Source organism: Intestinimonas massiliensis (ex Afouda et al. 2020) (assembly GCF_900626285.1).
Lineage (GTDB): Bacteria > Bacillota > Clostridia > Oscillospirales > Oscillospiraceae > Flavonifractor > Flavonifractor massiliensis_A.
Genome location: NZ_LR131147.1, coordinates 2,179,603 through 2,199,080, shown reverse-complemented (window position 1 = coordinate 2,199,080; position 19,478 = coordinate 2,179,603). Strand labels below are relative to the sequence as shown.

General features: G+C 60.2%; 18 protein-coding genes and 2 pseudogenes. 13 read left to right on the top strand and 7 right to left on the bottom strand.

What is annotated here, in order from left to right; translation table 11 throughout:
• Window positions 1-80 precede the first annotated feature (80 nt).
• From E0E41_RS10975 to E0E41_RS10960, 4 genes are all read left to right on the top strand, one after another.
• Entirely contained in the window at window positions 81-470 is a 390-nt protein-coding gene (locus E0E41_RS10975; protein ID WP_130869937.1) for a LysR substrate-binding domain-containing protein, read from the top strand.
• A gap of 101 nt (window positions 471-571) precedes the next feature.
• On the top strand, window positions 572-1,681 hold the full coding sequence (gene ychF, locus E0E41_RS10970; RefSeq protein ID WP_130869936.1) for a redox-regulated ATPase YchF: 1,110 nt from the start codon (window positions 572-574) through the stop codon (window positions 1,679-1,681).
• A gap of 1 nt (window position 1,682) precedes the next feature.
• The gene (locus tag E0E41_RS10965) at window positions 1,683-2,315 is read left to right on the top strand and encodes a hypothetical protein (protein WP_242623759.1); all 633 of its coding nucleotides are present in this window, start codon (window positions 1,683-1,685) and stop codon (window positions 2,313-2,315) included.
• Window positions 2,312-2,593 (top strand): DUF1294 domain-containing protein, encoded by a 282-nt coding sequence (locus E0E41_RS10960; RefSeq protein WP_242623758.1) that lies wholly within the window; start codon window positions 2,312-2,314, stop codon window positions 2,591-2,593. Before E0E41_RS10965 ends, E0E41_RS10960 begins: the two co-directional genes overlap by 4 nt.
• Window positions 2,594-2,606: 13 nt before the next feature.
• On the opposite strand, the gene E0E41_RS10955 is transcribed toward E0E41_RS10960, so the two are convergent.
• On the bottom strand, window positions 2,607-3,941 hold the full coding sequence (locus tag E0E41_RS10955; protein ID WP_130869935.1) for an MATE family efflux transporter: 1,335 nt from the start codon (window positions 3,939-3,941) through the stop codon (window positions 2,607-2,609).
• A 79-nt stretch (window positions 3,942-4,020) separates the two neighbouring features.
• On the opposite strand from E0E41_RS10955, the gene E0E41_RS10950 reads away from it, so the two are divergent.
• Window positions 4,021-4,848 (top strand): MerR family transcriptional regulator, encoded by an 828-nt coding sequence (locus E0E41_RS10950; protein ID WP_130869934.1) that lies wholly within the window; start codon window positions 4,021-4,023, stop codon window positions 4,846-4,848.
• A 98-nt stretch (window positions 4,849-4,946) separates the two neighbouring features.
• A complete protein-coding gene (locus E0E41_RS10945) occupies window positions 4,947-6,278 on the top strand; it encodes a S1C family serine protease (protein WP_130869933.1) in 1,332 nt (443 codons plus the stop codon).
• 55 nt (window positions 6,279-6,333) lie between these two features.
• On the opposite strand, the gene E0E41_RS10940 is transcribed toward E0E41_RS10945, so the two are convergent.
• Both E0E41_RS10940 and E0E41_RS10935 read right to left on the bottom strand, forming a co-directional pair.
• Window positions 6,334-6,540: a DUF896 domain-containing protein gene (locus tag E0E41_RS10940; RefSeq protein ID WP_130869932.1), complete on the bottom strand. Its 207-nt coding sequence runs from the start codon at window positions 6,538-6,540 to the stop codon at window positions 6,334-6,336.
• The gene (locus E0E41_RS10935; RefSeq protein WP_130869931.1) at window positions 6,540-7,337 is read right to left on the bottom strand and encodes an RNA-binding protein; all 798 of its coding nucleotides are present in this window, start codon (window positions 7,335-7,337) and stop codon (window positions 6,540-6,542) included. Before E0E41_RS10935 ends, E0E41_RS10940 begins: the two co-directional genes overlap by 1 nt.
• A 90-nt stretch (window positions 7,338-7,427) precedes the next feature.
• On the opposite strand from E0E41_RS10935, the gene E0E41_RS10930 reads away from it, so the two are divergent.
• Window positions 7,428-8,411, top strand: coding sequence for an MBL fold metallo-hydrolase (locus E0E41_RS10930; RefSeq protein ID WP_130869930.1), 984 nt, complete (start codon window positions 7,428-7,430; stop codon window positions 8,409-8,411).
• Window positions 8,412-8,445: 34 nt separating this feature from the next.
• Here the strand turns inward: E0E41_RS10930 and E0E41_RS10925 are convergent, their stop codons facing one another.
• Window positions 8,446-10,191, bottom strand: coding sequence for an ABC transporter ATP-binding protein (locus E0E41_RS10925; RefSeq protein ID WP_130869929.1), 1,746 nt, complete (start codon window positions 10,189-10,191; stop codon window positions 8,446-8,448).
• Window positions 10,192-10,340: 149 nt separating this feature from the next.
• Here E0E41_RS10925 and E0E41_RS10920 point away from each other — a divergent pair, with 149 nt between their 5' ends.
• Together E0E41_RS10920 and E0E41_RS10915 are read left to right on the top strand one after the other, a co-directional pair.
• Entirely contained in the window at window positions 10,341-11,276 is a 936-nt protein-coding gene (locus E0E41_RS10920; RefSeq protein ID WP_242623757.1) for an AEC family transporter, read from the top strand.
• A gap of 232 nt (window positions 11,277-11,508) precedes the next feature.
• Window positions 11,509-12,207, top strand: a complete 699-nt coding sequence (locus E0E41_RS10915; protein WP_130869927.1) for a cysteine hydrolase family protein — start codon at window positions 11,509-11,511, stop codon at window positions 12,205-12,207.
• Window positions 12,208-12,493: 286 nt separating this feature from the next.
• Here the strand turns inward: E0E41_RS10915 and E0E41_RS10910 are convergent, their stop codons facing one another.
• The gene (locus E0E41_RS10910; protein ID WP_130870730.1) at window positions 12,494-13,702 is read right to left on the bottom strand and encodes an IS110 family transposase; all 1,209 of its coding nucleotides are present in this window, start codon (window positions 13,700-13,702) and stop codon (window positions 12,494-12,496) included.
• 288 nt (window positions 13,703-13,990) lie between these two features.
• Between E0E41_RS10910 and E0E41_RS10905 the strand changes: the two genes are divergently transcribed.
• From E0E41_RS10905 to E0E41_RS10895, 3 genes are all read left to right on the top strand, one after another.
• Window positions 13,991-14,500 (top strand): helix-turn-helix domain-containing protein, encoded by a 510-nt coding sequence (locus E0E41_RS10905; protein WP_130869275.1) that lies wholly within the window; start codon window positions 13,991-13,993, stop codon window positions 14,498-14,500.
• 113 nt (window positions 14,501-14,613) lie between these two features.
• Entirely contained in the window at window positions 14,614-14,973 is a 360-nt protein-coding gene (locus E0E41_RS10900; protein WP_130869274.1) for a dihydropteridine reductase, read from the top strand.
• An 18-nt stretch (window positions 14,974-14,991) separates the two neighbouring features.
• Window positions 14,992-15,615 carry a TetR/AcrR family transcriptional regulator gene (locus tag E0E41_RS10895; protein WP_130869273.1) on the top strand — a complete coding sequence of 208 codons (624 nt, stop codon included), beginning with the start codon at window positions 14,992-14,994 and terminating at the stop codon, window positions 15,613-15,615.
• A gap of 4 nt (window positions 15,616-15,619) precedes the next feature.
• On the opposite strand, the pseudogene E0E41_RS19140 reads toward E0E41_RS10895, so the two are convergent.
• Together E0E41_RS19140 and E0E41_RS10880 are read right to left on the bottom strand one after the other, a co-directional pair.
• Window positions 15,620-15,739, bottom strand: a pseudogene (locus E0E41_RS19140) (response regulator transcription factor); the annotation flags it as partial.
• Between the two features lie 247 nt (window positions 15,740-15,986).
• Window positions 15,987-17,171, bottom strand: a pseudogene (locus E0E41_RS10880) (IS110 family transposase); the annotation flags it as partial.
• A gap of 289 nt (window positions 17,172-17,460) precedes the next feature.
• Between E0E41_RS10880 and E0E41_RS10875 the strand changes: the two are divergent.
• A complete protein-coding gene (locus E0E41_RS10875; RefSeq protein ID WP_130869926.1) occupies window positions 17,461-18,819 on the top strand; it encodes an APC family permease in 1,359 nt (452 codons plus the stop codon).
• Window positions 18,820-19,478: the final 659 nt, after the last annotated feature.

Genomic DNA, 19,478 nt, shown 5'->3' with positions numbered 1-19,478 from the left:
TCGTATTTCGCTACTGGGTATGTAGGTATTTTTTTTTGTAAGACAAAAGACAAATACGAATATAGGGCCGCGTCTGGGGGGTGGGGGATGGGTTAAAAGGGCCCCCTCGGGGGCCGGGGAGGGGGGGGGCCCCCACCGCCGCCTGCCGGCCCCCCGCCTGTCCCCCCTCCCTGTTCGCCATTCAGGGGCAGGTCGTCACCGCCAGTCCGCCGGATCAGGTGATGTTCTGCGAAAGCCTGGAGGTGCTGCTCACCCTGGTGGAGACGGGATACGCCTTTGCGGTGATGGCGGATTTCCCCCAGCTGCATCGGCCGGGACTGTGCCGGGTCCCTCTGGAAGGCTGTCAGGCCCTGTCCTATGGGGCGGCCTGGCTCAGCGACCGCCGGAGCCCGGCTCTGCGGCGGTTTCTGGCTCTGCTCCGGGACACGCTGTCCGGCGGCGGCGTCCAGGAAGAAAAAGTGGGGATATAACTGGTAAATGGATATTGAGGATAACAAAATCCTATGTTATAATACAATGTTATGTGAGCGACTGCTTTGCCGCACTGGAAATAAAGGAGCTGTGGAGATAGATGAAATTAGGTATCGTGGGCCTGCCCAACGTGGGCAAGAGCACCCTGTTCAACGCCATCACCAACGCCGGCGCCGAGAGCGCCAACTACCCCTTCTGCACCATCGACCCCAACGTGGGCGTGGTGGCGGTGCCCGACAAGCGGCTGGACGCGCTGAGCGAGATGTACCACCCCAAGAAGACCACCCCCGCCGTGGTGGAGTTCGTGGACATCGCTGGTCTGGTGAAGGGCGCCAGCCAGGGCCAGGGTCTGGGCAACAAGTTTTTGGCCAACATCCGGGAGTGCGACGCCATCGTCCACGTGGTCCGCTGCTTTGACGACGAGAACATCATGCACGTGGTGGCCGACACCAGCACCAACGTGCCGGTGGACCCCGCCGGAGATATCGGGGTCATCGACATCGAGCTCATTATGGCCGATGTGGAGATGGTGGAGCGCCGCATCGACAAGGCCCAGAAGGCCGCCAAGGGGGACAAGAAGTACCTCCACGAGGTGGAGGTGTTCACCGCCCTGAAGGACTGGCTCAACGAGGGCAACTCCGCCCGCTCCTTCGAGTGTGACGAGGACGACGCCGCCATCATCGCCACCTCCGAGCTGCTGAGCCTGAAGCCCATCATCTACGCCGCCAACCTGGACGAGGACGGCTTCGCCGACTGCAGGAGCAATGCCTATTACAAGATCGTGGAGGACCTGGCCGCCAAGGAGGGGGCCCAGGTGATCCCGGTGTGCGCCAAGCTGGAGGCCGAAATCGCCGAGCTGGACGCCGACGAGAAGAAGATGTTCCTGGACGACCTGGGCATTGCCGAGTCCGGCCTGGACCGGCTCATCAAGGCCAGCTACGCCCTGCTGGGCCTCATCTCCTTCCTCACCTCCGGCGAGGACGAGTGCCGGGCCTGGACCATCAAGAAGGGTACCAAGGCCCCCCAGGCCGCCGGCAAGATCCACACCGACTTCGAGCGGGGCTTCATCCGGGCCGAGGTGGTCAACTTCGACGACCTGATGGCCTGCGGCTCCATGAACGCCGCCAAGGAGAAGGGCCTGGTCCGCTCCGAGGGCAAGGAATATGTGATGAAGGACGGGGACATCGTCCTGTTCCGGTTCAACGTGTGAGATGACCTGCCGCGCATCTCTCTCCCAGCCGGAACGGCTGGATATCACGGGGCCGGAGGGGGAAATCACCCGGGGTGCCGACCAGGACTGGTACCCCGACCCCTGGCAGAGGCGGGCGGGCTGCGGCCCTACCGCCGCGTCGGTGATTTTCGCCTATCTGGCCCGCACCCACGCCCATCTGGCCCCCCTGTGCCCTCTGGATGTGACCGGCCGGGAGGCCTTTGTGGGGCTGATGTGCAGGGTGTGGGACTATGTGACCCCGGTGTCCCACGGCCTGAACAGGCCGGAGCTGATGGCGGACGGTATGGCGGCCTATGGAAAATCGGTGGGGCTGGACCTGTCCCCCGCTCTGTTTGCCGTGCCCGCCGCCCGCACCAAGCGGCCCCCCTATGAGGAAGCCGCCGCCTTCGTGGCCGCCAGCCTGGAGAAGGACTGCCCGGTGGCCTTCCTCAACCTCCACAACGGCCTGGAAAAGCGGCTGGACTGGTGGCACTGGGTGACCATCACCGCCCTGGACGGGGACAACGTCACCATTCTGGACAGCGGCGCGGAGCTGGAGATCAGCCTGCGGCTGTGGTACGAGACCAGCAAAAAGAGGGGCGGCCTGGTGGCCGCCCTGGGGGTAGAACCATGATGAAATGGATCGGGCTGTGGATCCTGCTTCTCAGCATGGCGGACTATGTGCTCATGGGTGTGGACAAGTGGAAGGCCCGCCGGGGCACCTGGCGGGTGCCGGAAAAGACCTTCTTCCTGGTGGCCATCCTGGGGGGCACTCCCGGCGCCATCCTGGGCATGTGGACCTTTCACCACAAGACCAGGCACTGGTACTTCAAGTGGGGTCTGCCGGCCATCCTTGTGGCCCAGGTGGCCCTGGGTATCTGGCTCTTTCAAATGTGGAACGGGCGGCTGTAAAGCCACCCGTTTTTCATGTCTTTTTCCAGCCGTACATCCCCCGGTTGCGCCGCAGCAGAAACACGGACAACACGCAGCTCAGGGCCTCCGCCGCCGGCACCGCCAGCCACACCCCGGGCACCCCCAGCACCCGGGGCAGCAGGAGCAGCCCGGCCATGAGGAAGCCGAAGGTGCGGGCGAAGGAGATGAGGGCGGACCGTTTTCCGTCTCCCAGGGCGGTGAACAGGGCGGAGGCAAAGATATTCACCCCGGCGAAGAGGAAGGTGGGGGCGAAGAGCCGGAAGCCCCCCAGGGCCAGGTCAAACACCTGGGATCCGGGCGGGGAGAACACCCCCACGATGACGGGGGCCAGCAGCTGGGCGGCGGCGAAGATGGCGGCCGCCCCCAGCAGGATGAACCGGATACAGTGGGAAAAGGTCCGGCGCAGCCGGTCGTACCGCTCCGCCCCGTGGTTGAAGCTGAACACCGGGGCCACTCCCATGGAGAAGCCAAGAAAGAGGGCCACCAGCAAAAACTGGGCATAGAGCACGATGGTGATGGCGGCCACCCCCGGCTCCCCCAGCAGGGAGAGCATGATGGCGTTGAAGCAGAAGGTGGTGACGGCGGTGGACAGGTTGGTGACCATCTCCGACGAGCCGTTGAAGCAGGCCCGGCCCAACAGCCGCCACCGCAGCTCCGGCTTTGCAAACCGCAGCCCCTGTCTGCGCAGCAGGAAAAAGGCCACCCCGCATACCGCCGGAATGCAGTAACCGGTGACGGTGGCAATGGCCGCCCCGGCGATGCCCATGTTCAGCGGGCCCATGTACAGCCAGTCCAGCACTCCGTTGGTGACCCCGGCCCCGATGGTGAGCCCCAGCCCCAGACCGGGCCGCCCGGCGGTGACGAAGAAGCTCTCAAACAGCAGCTGGAGCATGGCCATGGGGGCGAACAGCAGCTGGATGCGCAGATAGACGGCGGTGTCGGCCACCAGCAGGTCGCTGGCCCCCAGCAGCCGGGCCAGCGCCTCCGGCCACAGGCCGCCGATCAGGGCAAACACGCCCCCGGCGCACCCCGCCGCCAGGGCCAGAAAGCCGAAGGTGCGCCGGGCACCCTCCATGTCCCCCGCCCCCATCCGGTGGCCCACCACGGCGCTGCCGCCGGTGCCCAGCATGATGCCCACCGCCAGTGTGACGCTGATGGCGGGGGAGGCGATATTGATGGCGGCCAGAGCGTTCTCCCCCACCAGCCGGGAGGTGAGCACCCCGTCCACGATGGTATAGAAAGAGGTCACCAGCATCATAATGGTGGTGGGCAGGGCAAAGCGCAGCAGACCACCCAGGGAAAAGTCCTGATCCAGCCGGTTTTTCACAGGCGGTCCCTCCTTTTCAACAGATGCTGTTTATGATAAACTATCGGGTAACCCGAAAGTCAAGAGGGAGGACGCAAAAATGTACCGGAAGCAGATGGGATTTACCACCGGGGAATTTGCCCGGCTGTGCGGGGTGAAGAAGCACACCCTGTTCCACTATGACGAGATCGGCATTTTTTCCCCCGCCCTCCGGGGGGAGAACGGCTACCGGTACTATGCCCCCGCCCAGATCGAGGTGTTCAACGTCATTGCCGCCCTGAAGGAGCTGGGCGTGCCGCTGGCGGAGATCCGCTCCTACCTGGACCGGCGGAGCCCGGAGGAGCTGGTGGCTCTGCTGGACCGGGAGCAGGCGGCCCTCACCCAAAAACTGGCCCGGCTGGGACACATCCGGCGGCTGATGGGCCGCAAGGCGGAGCTGACCCGCCGGGCCATGGTCCTCACCCCCGGCCGGGTGGAGCTGGAGGAGCAGCCCGACCGGTGGTATGTGGTCACCCCCGCTGACGGCCTTACCGACCAGGAGAAATTCGCCCGCGTGATGGCCCGACACCTGGACTACTGCGCCGCCCACGGGGTGGACAGCCCCTACGCCCTGGGGGCCCTCATGCCCACCGCCGCCGCCCGGCGGGGGGACTGGGACGGCTACACCAGCTGCTACACCCAGGTGGACCGGCCGACCGAGGGGGTGGAGCTGTTCACCGCCCCGGCAGGGCGGTATCTCACCTACTGCCACGCCGGCAGCTTTGACACCGTGCGGGAGGGATATGTCCGCCTGCTGGCCCACGCCGACAAACAGAGGCTCCGGCTGGGTCCCTGGGTGCTGGAGGACGTGCTGCTGGACGAGCTGTGCTGTAAAGGGTATGACCAGTATCTGCTGAAATTGTCTGTGCCGGTTCTGGATGGAATTTAAAAAAGATGCAAAGTTTCTTCATTTTTTATACACAATTTCCGGTTATCCTATGAACCGTTCCAAAGAGAAATACAAACCCGTCAAAGGAGCGAAGCGTTATGTATTACAGCGATTATAACAGACCCCCTGAGGAACGGGAGCCTATCATAGAGACCGATCAGTTCCACGTCCATGAGACCGAGCCGCCCAAGAAGAAAAAGAGCGGCGCCGCCAAGTTTGTGGCCCTGGGCCTGTGCTGTGCCATCGTAGGCGGCCTGGTGGGCGGCGGCGGCGTGTGGGCAGCCAGCCGGATGGGCGGCAGCCACTCCGTCATCTACGAGGGCACCGGCGGCACCACCGCCGTCACCCTGTCCAATGTGGACGGCCAGACCGTCCTGACCCCGGAGCAGATCTACGCCGCCAACCTGAGCGCCGTGGTAGGCGTCAACGGCAACGTGACCACCAACGTGTGGGGCTACACCGTGAAGAACGCCGTGTCCGGCTCCGGCTTTGTCATCAGCTCCAACTCCACCACCAGCTACATTCTGACCAACTACCACGTGATCGACGGCGTCAGCGACATCACCGTGTTCTTCTCCGACGGCAAGAGCTATGACGCCACTCTGGTGGGCGGCGAGGAGGACAACGACATCGCCGTGCTGAAGATCGATGTGGGCAACCTGCAGACCGTGGTGCTGGGCGACTCCGACAGCCTGAACGTGGGCGAGAACGTGTACGCCATCGGCAACCCCCTGGGTGAGCTGACCTTCACCTTTACCGGCGGCTATGTCTCCGCCAAGGACCGCTCCGTCACCATGAGCGACGGCACCGTGATGAACATGATCCAGACCGATACCGCCATCAACTCCGGCAACTCCGGCGGCCCCCTGTTCAATGAGTACGGCCAGGTGGTGGGCATCGTGTCCGCCAAGCTGTCCAGCAGCGGCTCCAGCTCCGAGGCCTCCGTGGAGGGCCTGGGCTTCGCCATCCCCATCAACGACGTGAAGGACATGGTCACCTCCATCATGGAGAACGGCTATGTCACCGGCAAGCCCAGCGTGGGCATCCTGATGAGCGATGTGGACTCCGCCGCCCAGCGCTACGGCGTGCCCGCCGGCGCCGAGGTGCTGGCCGTTCTGGATAACTCGGGCGCCCAGAAGGGCGGCCTGAAGGAGGGCGACATCATCACCGCCATCGGCGATACCCAGGTCACCAGTTCCAACCAGCTCTCCTCCGCGGTCAAGGGCTACAAGGCCGGGGATCAGGTCACCTTCACCATCTACCGGGACGGTGACACCATGGATGTGACCGTCACCCTGGACGAGGACAACCAGACCACTCAGGAGGCCATGGAGAAGCTGGAGGAAGACTACAATTCCAAGCAGCAGAGCCAGCAGCAGTCTCAGCAGCAGGGCGGGAACTACTACTACAACTTCCCCTTCGGTTGGTAACAGAATCAAAAATACCGCTCTCCGGCATACCGGAGAGCGGTATTTTTTTGCGTGCTTACGGCTTTTTGCCCAGCTTGTGCCGGGTGCCGTCGGGCTCCACGATGACGGTGTTCTCCAGCTGGGCCACCAGGTTCTCCCGGTAGGCGGCCACATACTCCTGCCGCAGCAGGTCCCGCTCCACCATCTCCTCCGGGGTCAGACCCTGGGGTGTCTTGGCCTTTTTGGCCAGCTCGTTGATGCGCTTGATTTTTTCCTGATCCATTATACATACCGCTCCAATTCAATCATAATGCGCCCCTTTTTGGACGGGCCGCCCACTTGTTTTACCACGCACTTGCCGAACCCCCGGCAGGAGATGGTGTCCCCCTCATTCACCGGCCGGTCGGGCTTGACGCACTCCTGGTGGTTGAGCTGCACCTTGCCGGAGGAGATCAGGTCGGCGGCCTTGCCCCTTGACATGGAGAAGCCGGAGGCCGCCACCGCGTCCAGCCGCAGGGAGCTGACGGTGTCCCGGACGGTCTTGACCTGTACCGCCGGGGGGGAGATCTCCTCCAGGGAGATGGGGCTTACCTTCAGCCGTACCCGGCCCGCCTGGTCCAGATGGAGCAGCAGGAACTCCGCCACATCCTCCAGGGCCAGCACGTCGCAGGTGCCCTCCCCCACCAGCAGGTCTCCCACCTTCTCCCGGTCCAGGCCCAGGCCCAGAATGGACCCCAGGAAGTCCCGGTGGGTCAGCTTGCCGCCGGTCCAGGTGCACCGGATGGCCCGGATGGGGCAGTACTCAGGGCCGGTCCGCCAGTCCTCCTCCTCCAGCCAGTCGGGGAGGAAGGCGCACACCGTCCGCTCCGCGTCGGCAAAGCCGCCGTAAAACAGATGCCGGGGCCAGCCGGAGGCGTGGATGAGGCCCTCCACCGCCGAGCGCTCATGGGGGGAGAGAAAGCCGGTGTGGCTGGGGATGCCCCGGTTCTGGGCCAGCTCCAGCTTGTCCAGGGCCCGGGCCAGCAGCATGCGCTCCTCCCCGTCTCCGGCCAGCTTGTTCAGCAGTTCCGTCTTGGTCATGTTCTCCCTCCTTCGGAAACTCAGTATAGCATATCCGGGAGAAATCGTATATAATCAAATACAAAAAACACAACAAGGAGACTATACCCCATGCCACAGGAGATCATTCCCAATCTGTACCGCCTGCCCGTGCCCCTGCCGGGCAACCCCCTGAAGGAGCTCAACGCCTATCTGATCCGGGGCAAGGACCGTTGCCTGCTGGTGGATACCGGCTTCCGCCAGGAGCCCTGCCGTCAGGCCCTCTTTTCCCAGCTGAAGGAGCTGGGGCTGGCCCCCGGCGACGTAGATGTGCTGCTCACCCACCTCCACTCCGACCACTCCGGCCTGGCCCCTGAGGCGGCGGGAGAAAAGGGCACCATTTTTGTCAGCGCCATCGACCGACCCGCCCTGGACTGCACCAAGGAGCAGCGGGCCGCCCAGTGGGACAAGCTGACCCTCCGTTTCCAGCAGGAGGGCTTTCCCACAGAGCTGTTAAAGGATATGGAGCACACCAACCCCGCCCGGTCCATGGCTCCGCCGGAGGGCGGCCACTATGAGAGCCTGGAGGATGGCCAGGTGCTGGAGGCCGGCGGCTTCCAGCTCCGGGCCCTGCTGATGCCCGGACACACCCCCGGCCAGATGTGCTTCTGGCTGGAAAAGGAGGGGCTGATGCTTCTGGGTGACCATGTGCTCTTCGACATCACCCCCAATATCACCGCCTGGACGGACATGCCCGACGCTCTGGGCTCCTATCTGGAGAGCCTGGACGCCATCCGGGCCTACGCCCCTGTCCGCTCCCTCCCCGGCCACCGGGAGAGCGGAGACCTGGCCCAGCGGGTGGACCAGCTGAAGGAGCACCACCGCCAGCGGCTGGAGGAGGCCTTCCAGGCGGTCAAGACCCACCCCGGCGCCGGGGCCTATGAGCTGGCGGGCCATATGACCTGGAAGATCCGGGCCAGAAACTGGGCGGAGTTCCCGGTGGCCCAGAAGTGGTTTGCCGTGGGTGAGTGCATGTCCCACCTGGACCGGCTGATGGTGGAGGGCCGGATTACCTGCAAGGTGGAGGACGGACAAAACCGCTATCAGGCGGTATAAAAAAGAGGAGCGGCAGCGCCGCTCCTCCTTTTTCTTATACGGGAATTGATTTCTGGATGCTGTATAACTTGGCGTATTCGCCGCCCTTGGCCATCAGCTCCTCGTGGGTGCCCTCCTCGGCGATGCCGCAGCCGTCGATGACGATGATGTGCTTGGCGGAGCGGATGGTGGACAGCCGGTGGGCGATGATAAGGGTGGTGCGGCCCTGGGCCAGTTCCTCAAAGGCGGACTGGATGCGGGCCTCGGTGACGCTGTCCAGGGCGGAGGTGGCCTCGTCCAGAATGAGGATGGGCGGGTCCTTGAGGAAGATCCGGGCGATGGACACCCGCTGCTTCTGGCCGCCGGACAGCAGCACGCCCCGCTCCCCCACCTGGGTCTGGAAGCCGTCGGGCATCTGCATGATGTCGTCGTAGATCTCCGCCCGCTTCGCGGCCTCCACCACCTCCGCCTCGGTGGCGTCGGGCCGGCCGTAGCGGATGTTGTCGTAGATGGAGCCGGCAAAGAGGAACACGTCCTGCTGGACGATGCCGATGTGCTCCCGGAGGGAGCGCTGCTGGAGGGTGCGCACGTCCTGGCCGTCCACCAGCACCCGGCCGGAGGTGACGTCGTAGAACCGGGGGATCAGCTGGCACAGAGTGGACTTGCCGCCGCCGGAGGGGCCCACCACCGCCACCGTTTCCCCGGGGCTGATGTGGAGGGACACATGGTCCAGCACCGGCTCGGGGGAGGATTCGTACCGGAAGGTCACGTCGTCCACCAGAATGTCCCCCTTCACGTGCTCCAGGGGCTTGGCGTCGGGGGAATCCTTGATGTCGGGCTCCACCCGCATCAGCTCCACGAACCGCTTGAAGCCGGCCATGCCCTGCATGAACTGCTCCACGAAGGCGGACAGCTTGCGGATGGGGGTGATGAAGGTGGTGACGTACAGGGCGAAGGTGGTCAGGTCGATGAAGTCCATCTGCCCCTTCATAATGAGGTAGCCGCCGAAGGCGATGACCAGGGCGGACAGGATGCCCATAAAGAACTCCATCCCCGACTGGTAGAAGGCCATGGTGCGGTAGTAGCCCCGCTTGGCGGAGCGGAACTGGTCGTTGGCGGCGGCGAATTTGGCGCTCTCGGCCTGCTCATTGGCAAAAGCTTTGGCGGTGCGCATGCCGGAGATGGAGGACTCCACCTCCCCGTTGATGCCCGCCAGCTTGGCTTTTACCTCGGTGGAGGCCCGCATCATTTTTTTGCGGGTAAGAGCGGTATAGAGAATGAAGATGGGAATGACGGCGAACACCACCAGGGCCAGCTTCCACTGGACAGTGAGCATGATGCAGAAGGCCCCCAGGATGGTCACCGAGGAGATGAACAGGTCCTCCGGGCCGTGGTGGGCCAACTCGGTGATCTCGAACAGGTCGCCGGTGACCCGGCTCATCAGCTGGCCGGTGCGGTTCTTGTCGTAGAAGGAGAAGGACAGGTCCTGCATGTGGGCAAACAGGTCCCGGCGGATGTCCGCCTCCATCCGCACCCCCAGCAGGTGGCCCCAGTAGGTGACGATGTAGTAGAGCACTCCCTTGAGCACATAGGCCCCGATGAGAGCGGCCATGACGGCGAAGAAGGTAGTGAACAGCTTCTGGGGCAGCAGGGTCTGCATGGACCAGCGGGACACCATGGGGAACAGCAGGTCCACGATACAGATGCACAGGGCGCACACCATATCCAATAAAAAGAGCCTCCAGTGGGGCTTGTAGTAGGAGACGAAAATCTTCAGATATCCGTCCTTATTTCCGGCCATGGGCGGCCCTCCTTTCCTTATATATTATGAAATCTCCTTTGAAGGAGGCAAAGCTCAGTATATCTCCCACCGGAATACTTTGTCAACCTGTTTGCAATTTCCGGGGAAATCAGTATAATGGTACTGTTTGAAAAAAGGAGCTGTTGGATGTGGCGGAAAACTTCCTGCTGGTTGCCTCCCAGGTGGGAACGCTGTTTTTGATGATGGGCGTGGGCTATGTGCTCACCAAGACCGGCAAATTCAGCCGGGAGACCCTGTCCCAGGTCACCTATCTGCTGATGTATGTGGTGGTGCCCTGCCTGATGATCGATACCCTTCAGATCCCCCGCAGTGTGCAGGTGATGCAGATCATGGGCCTGTGCATGGCCCTGACCCTGGGACTCTACCTGCTCATGGCCCTGGCCGTGTGCCTTCTGTTCCGCCGCCAGCCGGCGGATACCCGCCCGGTGCTGCGCTACGGCGTCATGTACGGCAACATCGGCTTTATGGGCCTGCCCCTGATCCAGGCGGTGCTGGGCGATGAGGGCATGGTATTCGCCATCATGGGCCAGGTGGGCTTTACCATCTTCGCCTGGAGCCACGGTGTGCTGCTCATGGGCGGCAAAGAGGGGTTTTCCGTCAAGAAGATGTTCTTTAATCCCGGCATCTTCGGCGCGGTGGCGGGGGTGGGTCTGTTTCTGCTGGATCTCCGCCTGCCCGCCTTCCTGGGAGACGGTGTGGCCTTCCTGGGCAGCATGAACTCTCCCCTGGCCATGGTGGTCATCGGCTCCCAGATGGCGTCCGCCGACCTGGGCGCCACCTTCCGCAATCCCCTGCTCTACTCCGCCGCCCTGGCCAAGCTGGCGGCGGTCCCGCTGCTTACGGCCCTGGTCCTGCTCCCCCTGAACCTGGACCCGGTGATGTATACCGTGCTGGTCATCCTGGCTGCAACTCCCACCGCCGGCTATACCTCTATCTTTTCCCAGCTCTACAGCCGGGATACCGGAACTGCCGCCCAGCTGGTCACCCTCACCACCCTGTGTTGTATCCTTACCCTCCCCTGCTTCGCGGTGCTGGCCGGTGTGTTTTGCGGTTTACCTTGGTGAAGTAGAATAAAAATACACCCAAGGAAACGGATAAAAGCTGGAAGATACAACAAAAGTGAATATTTCTCTTGCAATGGCCTGGCTGCTGTGGTATAAAGAAGTATATTTATACAGCGGAATACAAGAAATGTAACATCCGCAACGGCTCCGGGGTGGTACAAGGGCGTACTACGACAAGCGGTCGTGGTGCGCCCTTTTTGTATGCTGCTTCATACAAAAAGGAGGATCCGGCATGAAGATCAAGGAAAAATACCGCAGCTTTTATTATGAGACCATGGATGAGGTGCCTGAGCCCAAAATTGACCCCAAGAAGACCGCTCTGCTGCTGGTGGATCTGCAGAACGAATTCGTGCTGCGGGACTTCGGCGAGGCCCTTCAGTTCAAGGCCCAGGGCGAGTGGGAGCGTTGGATTCCCTTCCACGACCGTCTGGACGACATCGTGATCCCCAACAACAAGAAGCTGCTGGACTTCTTCCGCAAGAACAAGATGACCGTTACCTACGGTCGGATCGCCTGCCTGCGGGAGGACGGTGAGGACCGCTCCCCGGTGCAGAAGAGCGAGGGGTGGAACGGCATGCTCCTGCCGGTGAACAGCTATGCCGCCCAGATCATTGACGAGCTCAAGCCCATAGAGAATGAGATCGTGGTGAACAAGACCACCGACAGCGTCACCACCGGCACCAACTATCTGACCCTGCTGCAGTTCATGGGCATCGAGACGGTGGTGGTCACCGGCATCGTCACCGACCAGTGCGTGGCCTGTACCATCCGCGGCCTGGCCGACGCCGGATACAAGGTGATCTGCGTGGAGGACGCCTGCGCCGCCGGCAGCATGGAGCTCCACGATGCCGAGCTGAAAATCATGAATGTCATCTACTGCGATGTGCTCTCCACCGACGAGACCATCGCCCTGATCGAAAAGAATCTGTAACCGTTCTTTTTGTGTGTGAGAAAAAGACCTGCTAACAAAAGTCAAGTAAAACTTTCAAAGGAAACGAGCAAAGGAAAAGGGTGCACCAAATTAAACCGCTGTGCATTTCAAAAAATGGCGGTCAGCCAGACAGTATAGAGCTGGGAAATCAGCCATGCTCCNAGACCTGCTAACAAAAGTCAAGTAAAACTTTCAAAGGAAACGAGCAAAGGAAAAGGGTGCACCAAATTAAACCGCTGTGCATTTCAAAAAATGGCGGTCAGCCAGACAGTATAGAGCTGGGAAATCAGCCATGCTCCAGAGAATCCAGGTAGGCTTTCACAGAAGCGTAGTAGATGCGCAGGAACTTGTTGGCGGAGGCCATCATGTAGACACGGTAGGGCTTACCTTCAGAGCGTTTCTTGTTCATGAACTGGTAGACCGGCTCATCCATTGGAGCGCATTGCAGGAGGACCCCCATCACCAGAAAGAGCGTCCTTCGCAGTGAGGCAGATCCTCTCTTGGAAATGTTACGGCTACGGACATCCACTTGTCCAGATTGGTAAGGTGGGGCGTCAATGCCTGCAAAGGCCACCAGCGCTTTCTTGGAATGAAAACGGCGTACATCGCCAATTTCAGCTATGAGTTGGGGGCCGAGGGTTGGGCCAACACCAAACATCTCCATCACCACAGGATACTCCGGTAGAGAAACGGCCAGGGACTGCATCTCCTGCTTGAGAGCAGCTAACGCGGCGGAAGTTGCCCGGAGTTGGGAAACAGCCTGTTCTACCAAAAGTTTTGCCGTATCCGTTTTCGGCATGACACCGAAGTGTCCACATGCAGAGGCGTATATGTCCAGTGCCTTATCCTCGCTAAAATTGTAGCCGTGCTTTCTGCACCACTTCTGGTATTGGGTGGTAAAGGCCTTTTTAGACAAACCACAGACACACTCACAATGCCAAAAAGCGGCTACAAAATCCACCCACTTCTCGCTGCCATCGGCGCGGGGTGGACTGGTAAACAGGCGGTTTGCATCAGGGAAAGCGGTGTCCAGCAGGGAGATTAGGTTGTTCTTCAGCATGGTCCGTACTTTGGAATACTGCTGGTACTGCCGGTAGCAGGTCTTCAGCATGAGCCGGGTGTCCTCCTCCGGGACATATTTCGGTAGTGTGAGCCAGTGGTCAAGGCCGTAGTTGGCCAGTTTCACGGCGTCCTTCTTGTCAGTCTTGCCTCGTCTTAAACTGTTGTTCCCATAGTCATGCACCAGCATTGCATTGACTACGGAGACATAAAGTCCCGCGTCGTGGAGCAGCCAGGCCACCGGCGCGTGGTAATTACCCGTGGATTCCATCACCACACGGGTCTCACCGTCCAAACTTTTGAGCAGCCCTGCCAGTTCGTTCAGTTCATTGGCGGTGTGTCGCACTTCAAAGGGTGAAACCACCACCTCACCGAAGGGGCGCATGACGGCGATCATGCTTTTCCCTTTGGAAACATCGATGCCAACGCTGTTCATCCACATTCCTCCAATACTAAAGAATCTGCAACCGGAATCCATCTTTTCTCGTTGCCGATTCAATCTATTGGGTGACGCGAACTCCCCGGCATCCGGTGGCTCAACCTGCTGAAATCGAACGCTACAACAAGAGGATGGCTGACAGTCTTTCGTACGGACTTACAAGCCCAAGGAGTGAGTGGTCAGCCAGTTGCTCCTCTTATTGTAGCTTAGGCACGAGATGGAGGGAAAGCCGGACTGGCTGCCCGGCTTTCCTGTCCAAATTTATTGTAATAGGAGTGAGCCCACATGTTAAACGAAAACATAAAAGCGCTTAGAAAATCAAAGGGGCTTTCCCAACAAGAGCTTGCCATAAAGCTGAATGTGGTGCGGCAAACCATCTCAAAATGGGAGCAGGGATTGTCAGTCCCGGATTCCGATCTGCTGATCTCCCTGTCGGAAGCGCTTGAGACGCCCGTTAGCACGTTGCTGGGAGAGACTGTAATGGAATCGGAGGCAGATACCGTAAAAGTGCTCTCCGAAAAGCTGGAAATCATCAATTTGCAGTTCGCACGAAGGAAGGCACTGAGAAGAAAAATCCTTCATTGGTCGCTGATTTCATTATGCGTGGTTATCGTGGCAGTTTCCGCGGCCTTAGTGGTCGTCAACAGTCCTTACCTGGGTTGGGATTTCAGTGACCCGGAAATTGCCGTCGCAGGCACGGTCTCCCACGCGTTTGAATGGCTGTTTGTCAGGTTGGCACCCATTGTCCTGATTGCGGCAATCGTCGGAGTTTGTCTGACAAGGAAAAAAGTATAAAAGTTTGAACTCAGCACGAATCACAAACCGTGTCGTTTTCTTTTGGCCTTACATCCTCTATGATCATATCAGCAGCTGCAGAGAATCAATGATTATAAGAGGAGAATAGTACCATGAACACAGATAAAATTTTTGCGGAAGCCGTTGCCAACGAATATGCCCCCAAGGATACCTCCAAGGTGGTCGCCCTGCGAAAGCTGGACTGGAAAGCGAAGCGCCCGGCCACAGTTTTCGCCTATGGTTTCGGCATTGGGGCGGCTCTGATCCTCGGCCTGGGGATGTGCCTCTCCATGCAGGTGATCGGAGAAGGCGGCATGCTGATGACGGGTGCCGGGATCCTTCTGGGCATCCTGGGCATTGTCGGAGTGGGCCTGAACTACCCCATCTACAAAAAGCTTCTCCGGACCGGCAAGGAAAAGTACGCCTTTGAGATCATGCAGCTGGCCCGGGAGATCAGCGAATCGGCAGAATAAACACGAGGAGGGCGGCAGATGAACAAGTCCGAAAGCAAATACTTCAATACCGCCCTGCGGATGAACGAGGCGCTTATCGCGCTGCTGGAGGAGAAGGATCTGGAATATATTACGGTGAAGGAGATCTGTCACCGGGCCGGCGTAAACCGGTCCACCTTCTACCTGCACTACGAGACCATCGCCGACCTGGTGAATGAGACCCTGGAGATGATCAACCAGCGCTTTCTCTCCTATTTCCCCCAGCAGGAAGAAGAGATTCTGGGCAATATGGGCAGCCGGGAGCGGGAAAAGCTGGTTCTGGTCACCCGGGAGTATCTTCTCCCCTATCTCCGCTTTATCAAGGACAACAAAAAGATCTACCGTGCGGCATTCCGGAACCCAGGCAGCATGCAGGCCTATGCCCGGTACGGGGACCTGAAGCAGCGCATCATCGGCCCCGTCCTGGAGCGGTTCGAGATCCCAGCCTCCCACCGTCCCTATTATATCGCCTACTATGTGGAGGGCATTGCCGCCATCGTTAAGGAGTGGCTGCGGCAGGACTGCGCGGATGAGGTAGAGATGATTGCCGACATCATCCAGTCCTGCGTGCTGCCCAAGGACGGCAGCCTTCCCGCCGCGGTACCCTCCCGCCGGAGCCGATAGCCCAGCCCCGCCCCGTCAGCAGAAACTGCGGACGGGAGGGATCCGCCTCCTCCTTCTCCCGCAGGCGGCGGATGTGGACCATGAGGGTATTCTCGCAGCCAACCAGGATGCCCGTCCTGCAAAGCACCGTGTGACTGGCCTTTCCGGTGCTGCCCATTTTCCCCGCCATTCTGGGTACCGGGAACCGCCTGGGGAACATCCAGGTACGGGATCCCGCCATGGTATCCCTGTTGGCACAGGCTCGGCCTCCGCGATGCAGCTCTTTTTCTGTCTGGTGATCCGTGCCTTTTTGCCCCGCCGGTGGTCTTCGGCCTGGTAGGCGGCATTCTGGGGCTGCTGTTCACCGCCCAGGGGCGGGGATATGCGTTCCCGTAAGCAGTTACCGAGGCGTAATAAATACGCAGGAACTTGTTAGCAGACGCCATCATGTAGACCCGGTAAGGCTTTCCCTCGGAACGTTTTTTGTCCATGAATTGGTATACAGGTTCGCCCATAGGGGCGCTTTGCAGATAAACGCCCATCACAAGGAATAATGTCCGGCGTAAAGCAGCGGAACCACGCTTGGAGATGCTGCGGCTACGGACATCCATTTGTCCGGATTGGTAAGGTGGGGCGTCAATGCCCGCAAAGGCGACCAAAGCCTTCTTGGAGTGGAATCGGCGCACATCGCCGATTTCAGCCATGAGTTGAGGTCCGAGGGTTGGACCAACACCAAACATCTCCATCACCACAGGATACTCCGGCAGAGAAGCCGCCAGGGACTGCATCTCCTGCTTGAGAGCAGCTAATGCGGCAGAAGTTGCCCGGAGTTGGAAAATGGCCTGTTCTACCAAAAGTTTTGCTGTATCCGTTTTCGGCATAACTCCGAAATGTCCACAGGCGGAGGCATAAATGTCCAGCGCCTTATCTTCGCTGAAATGGTAGCCGTGCTTTCTGCACCACTTCTGGTACTTGGCGGCAAAGGCCTTCTCAGACAGGCCACAGACGCACTCGCAATGCCAAAAAGCAGCCACAAAGTCTACCCATTTCTCACTGCCATCGGTGCGGGGCGGACTGGTAAACAGGCGGTTTGCATCTGGAAAAGTAGTGTCCAGCAGGGAGATTAAGTTATTCTTCAGCATGGTCTGTACTTTGGAATACTGCTGGTACTGCCGGTAGCAGGTCTTCAGCATGAGCCGGGTGTCCTCTTCCGGGACATATCTCGGCAGTGTGAGCCAGTGGTCAAGGCCGTAGTTGGCCAGCTTCACGGCATCCTTCTTGTCGGTCTTGCCACGTCTTAAACTGTTGTTCCCGTAGTCATGCACCAGCATTGCATTGACTACGGAGACATAAAGCCCCGCGTCGTGGAGCAGCCAGGCCACCGGCGCGTGGTAATTACCCGTGGATTCCATCACCACACGGGTCTCACCGTCCAGGCTTTTGAGCAACCCTGCCAGCTTGCTCAGTTCACTGGCGGTGTGGCGCACTTCAAAGGGTGAAACCACCACTTCTCCGAAGGGCCGCATGACGGCGATCATGCTTTTCCCTTTGGAAACATCAATGCCAACACAGTTCATTCGCGTTCCTCCAATACCAAGGATCTGCAACCGGAATCCATCTTTTCTCGCTGCCGATTCAATCTATTATGTGACGCGAACTCTCCGACATTCGGTGGCTCAACCTGCTTAAATCGAACGCTACAACAAGAGGATGGCTAACAGTCTTTCGCACGGACATATAAGCCCAAGGAGTGATTGGTCAGCCAGTTGCTCCTCTTATTGTAGCTTAGGCACGAGATGGAGGGAAAGCCGAACTGGCTGCCCGGTTTTCCTGTCCAAATTTATTGTAATAGAGGAGTGATCGACAATGGAAAACGGCCTGCGGAAAGAATTGAAGCTTTCCAGCATGATCGCCATGGCGGCCGGCGGCATGATCGCCGCCTGGATGGTGGAGATCAAGTATTGGTTTGAGCTCAGCGGCGTGGGATCGGTGCTCTCCCTGCTGACCTGCGCCATTCTGGTCCTGCCCCTGTGCTTCATCTATTCGGAAATGACCAGCATGATGCCCTACGCCGGCGGCCAGAATATCTGGGTCACCAACGCCCTGGGCTGGAACATGGGCTTTGTGGCCTGCTGGCTGGTCATGCTGCTCTACGTCATGGCCATGCCCACCGTGGCCTACGGCATCGCCAGCATGATCGGCTATCTGACCCCCATCACCGCCCTCCAGACCAAGATCGTGGCGGCCATCATCCTGGTAATCTGGTTCTTCCTGACCAACAAGGAGCTGAAGGTGCTGGCCAAGATCCAGAACATCCTGTTCTGGAGCACCCTGGTGGTCTCTCTGGCGGCCTCCGTCATCTTTATTTTCAGCGGCCAGTGGAGCATTGAGAACATGAAGCCCATTTTCCCCAACGGCTTCAACGGCTATACCGCCGCCGTGGCTCTGCTCATCATGAAGTTCGTGGGCTTCGATCTGATCCCCCAGCTGTCTGAGGAGGCCAACTTCCCCAAGAAGAACCTGTGGAAGGCCTTCCTGGGCGCCCTGGGCTGCACCGTGCTCATCTACGGCATGGCCGTGGTGGGCGTGGGCGGCATCGTGTCCAACGAGTGGATCGCCCAGACCGACATCGTGGATCCCCGGGTGGCCGACATCATCGGTATGCACTGGCTGGGCGTGGTCATCGTGGTGATGGGCGCCCTCACCTGCATCACCACCCTGTCCTCCTTCTGGCTGAGCGCCTCCCGTATCCTGTACGGCGCCGCCCAGCAGCACCAGATGACCCCCCGTTTCGCCAAGCTGAACAAGAACGGCCAGCCCCAGGTGGCCAACATCGTGGTGGGTATCCTGTCCATCTACTTCACCATCTTCGCCCCCGACGCATGGGTAAACTACATCTACACCATCTACGGCCTGGCGGCGGGCCTGGTCTATCTGCTGGTGGCCGTGTCCTTCCTCAAGCTGCGCAGCTCCCATCCCGAGTGGCCCCGCCCCTATAAGATCAAGGCCGGCACCCTGCTGGGCATCCTGGCCGTGGCCTTCTGCGCATGGGTCATCTACTCTTCCGCCATCGCCATGGATATGGGCGCCTGGATCGTGCTCATCATCTATGCCGTGCTGGGTGTGGTGCTGTGGGCCTATGCCAAGTACATGCAGAAGCGTTATCCCGCCGGCTGGGCGCCGGTGGAGCTCTCCCCCGATACGGTGGACGCCCAGGTCGACTGACTGATTGACAAGAGAAAAGAGAGGAAACAGGACGCCGCAGGCTCGCTGAAAGCCTGCGGCGTCCTGTTTTTATATGTATTGCGGGGAGACAGGCGATATGAGGTGCCGCATCACCAGACGGGTCAGATGCTCGTACCGCTCCTTGGCGGCCAGGCCCCACAGGGCTATAGCCCCGTGGGGACCCCATTGATTTGATTTGCTCGGCGGAAGTGAATTCCGCCGGCATCAAGGTTTTGGACCTGCGGCCCAAAACGCTTGGACGGCGCGGAGCGCCGCCCCACCTGCGGTGGGGCCCCCGAAGAGGCCGCCAACAGAAAGGACCCCGGGATAAACCCGGGGTCCTTTGCGGTATTTCTTACTTGTAGAGCTCCACCAGACGGGTCAGATGCTCGTACCGCTCCTTGGCGGCCAGGCCCCACAGGGCTATAGCCCCGTGGGGACCCCATTGATTTGATTTGCTCGGCGGAAGTGAATTCCGCCGGCATCAAGGTTTTGGACCTGCGGCCCAAAACGCTTGGACGGCGCGGAGCGCCGCCCCACCTGCGGTGGGGCCCCCGAAGAGGCCGCCAACAGAAAGGACCCCGGGATAAACCCGGGGTCCTTTGCGGTATTTCTTACTTGTAGAGCTCCACCAGACGGGTCAGATGCTCGTACCGCTC

Bases quoted from the DNA above. Each gene is read 5' to 3' on its own strand.
- ychF (WP_130869936.1), top strand. From the start codon at position 572: ATGAAATTAGGTATCGTGGGCCTGCCCAACGTGGGCAAGAGCACCCTG.
- E0E41_RS10965 (WP_242623759.1), top strand. From the start codon at position 1,683: ATGACCTGCCGCGCATCTCTCTCCCAGCCGGAACGGCTGGATATCACG.
- E0E41_RS10960 (WP_242623758.1), top strand. From the start codon at position 2,312: ATGATGAAATGGATCGGGCTGTGGATCCTGCTTCTCAGCATGGCGGAC.
- E0E41_RS10950 (WP_130869934.1), top strand. From the start codon at position 4,021: ATGTACCGGAAGCAGATGGGATTTACCACCGGGGAATTTGCCCGGCTG.
- E0E41_RS10945 (WP_130869933.1), top strand. From the start codon at position 4,947: ATGTATTACAGCGATTATAACAGACCCCCTGAGGAACGGGAGCCTATC.
- E0E41_RS10940 (WP_130869932.1), bottom strand. From the start codon at position 6,540: ATGGATCAGGAAAAAATCAAGCGCATCAACGAGCTGGCCAAAAAGGCC.
- E0E41_RS10935 (WP_130869931.1), bottom strand. From the start codon at position 7,337: ATGACCAAGACGGAACTGCTGAACAAGCTGGCCGGAGACGGGGAGGAG.
- E0E41_RS10930 (WP_130869930.1), top strand. From the start codon at position 7,428: ATGCCACAGGAGATCATTCCCAATCTGTACCGCCTGCCCGTGCCCCTG.
- E0E41_RS10925 (WP_130869929.1), bottom strand. From the start codon at position 10,191: ATGGCCGGAAATAAGGACGGATATCTGAAGATTTTCGTCTCCTACTAC.
- E0E41_RS10915 (WP_130869927.1), top strand. From the start codon at position 11,509: ATGAAGATCAAGGAAAAATACCGCAGCTTTTATTATGAGACCATGGAT.
- E0E41_RS10910 (WP_130870730.1), bottom strand. From the start codon at position 13,702: ATGAACAGCGTTGGCATCGATGTTTCCAAAGGGAAAAGCATGATCGCC.
- E0E41_RS10905 (WP_130869275.1), top strand. From the start codon at position 13,991: ATGTTAAACGAAAACATAAAAGCGCTTAGAAAATCAAAGGGGCTTTCC.
- E0E41_RS10900 (WP_130869274.1), top strand. From the start codon at position 14,614: ATGAACACAGATAAAATTTTTGCGGAAGCCGTTGCCAACGAATATGCC.
- E0E41_RS10895 (WP_130869273.1), top strand. From the start codon at position 14,992: ATGAACAAGTCCGAAAGCAAATACTTCAATACCGCCCTGCGGATGAAC.
- E0E41_RS10875 (WP_130869926.1), top strand. From the start codon at position 17,461: ATGGAAAACGGCCTGCGGAAAGAATTGAAGCTTTCCAGCATGATCGCC.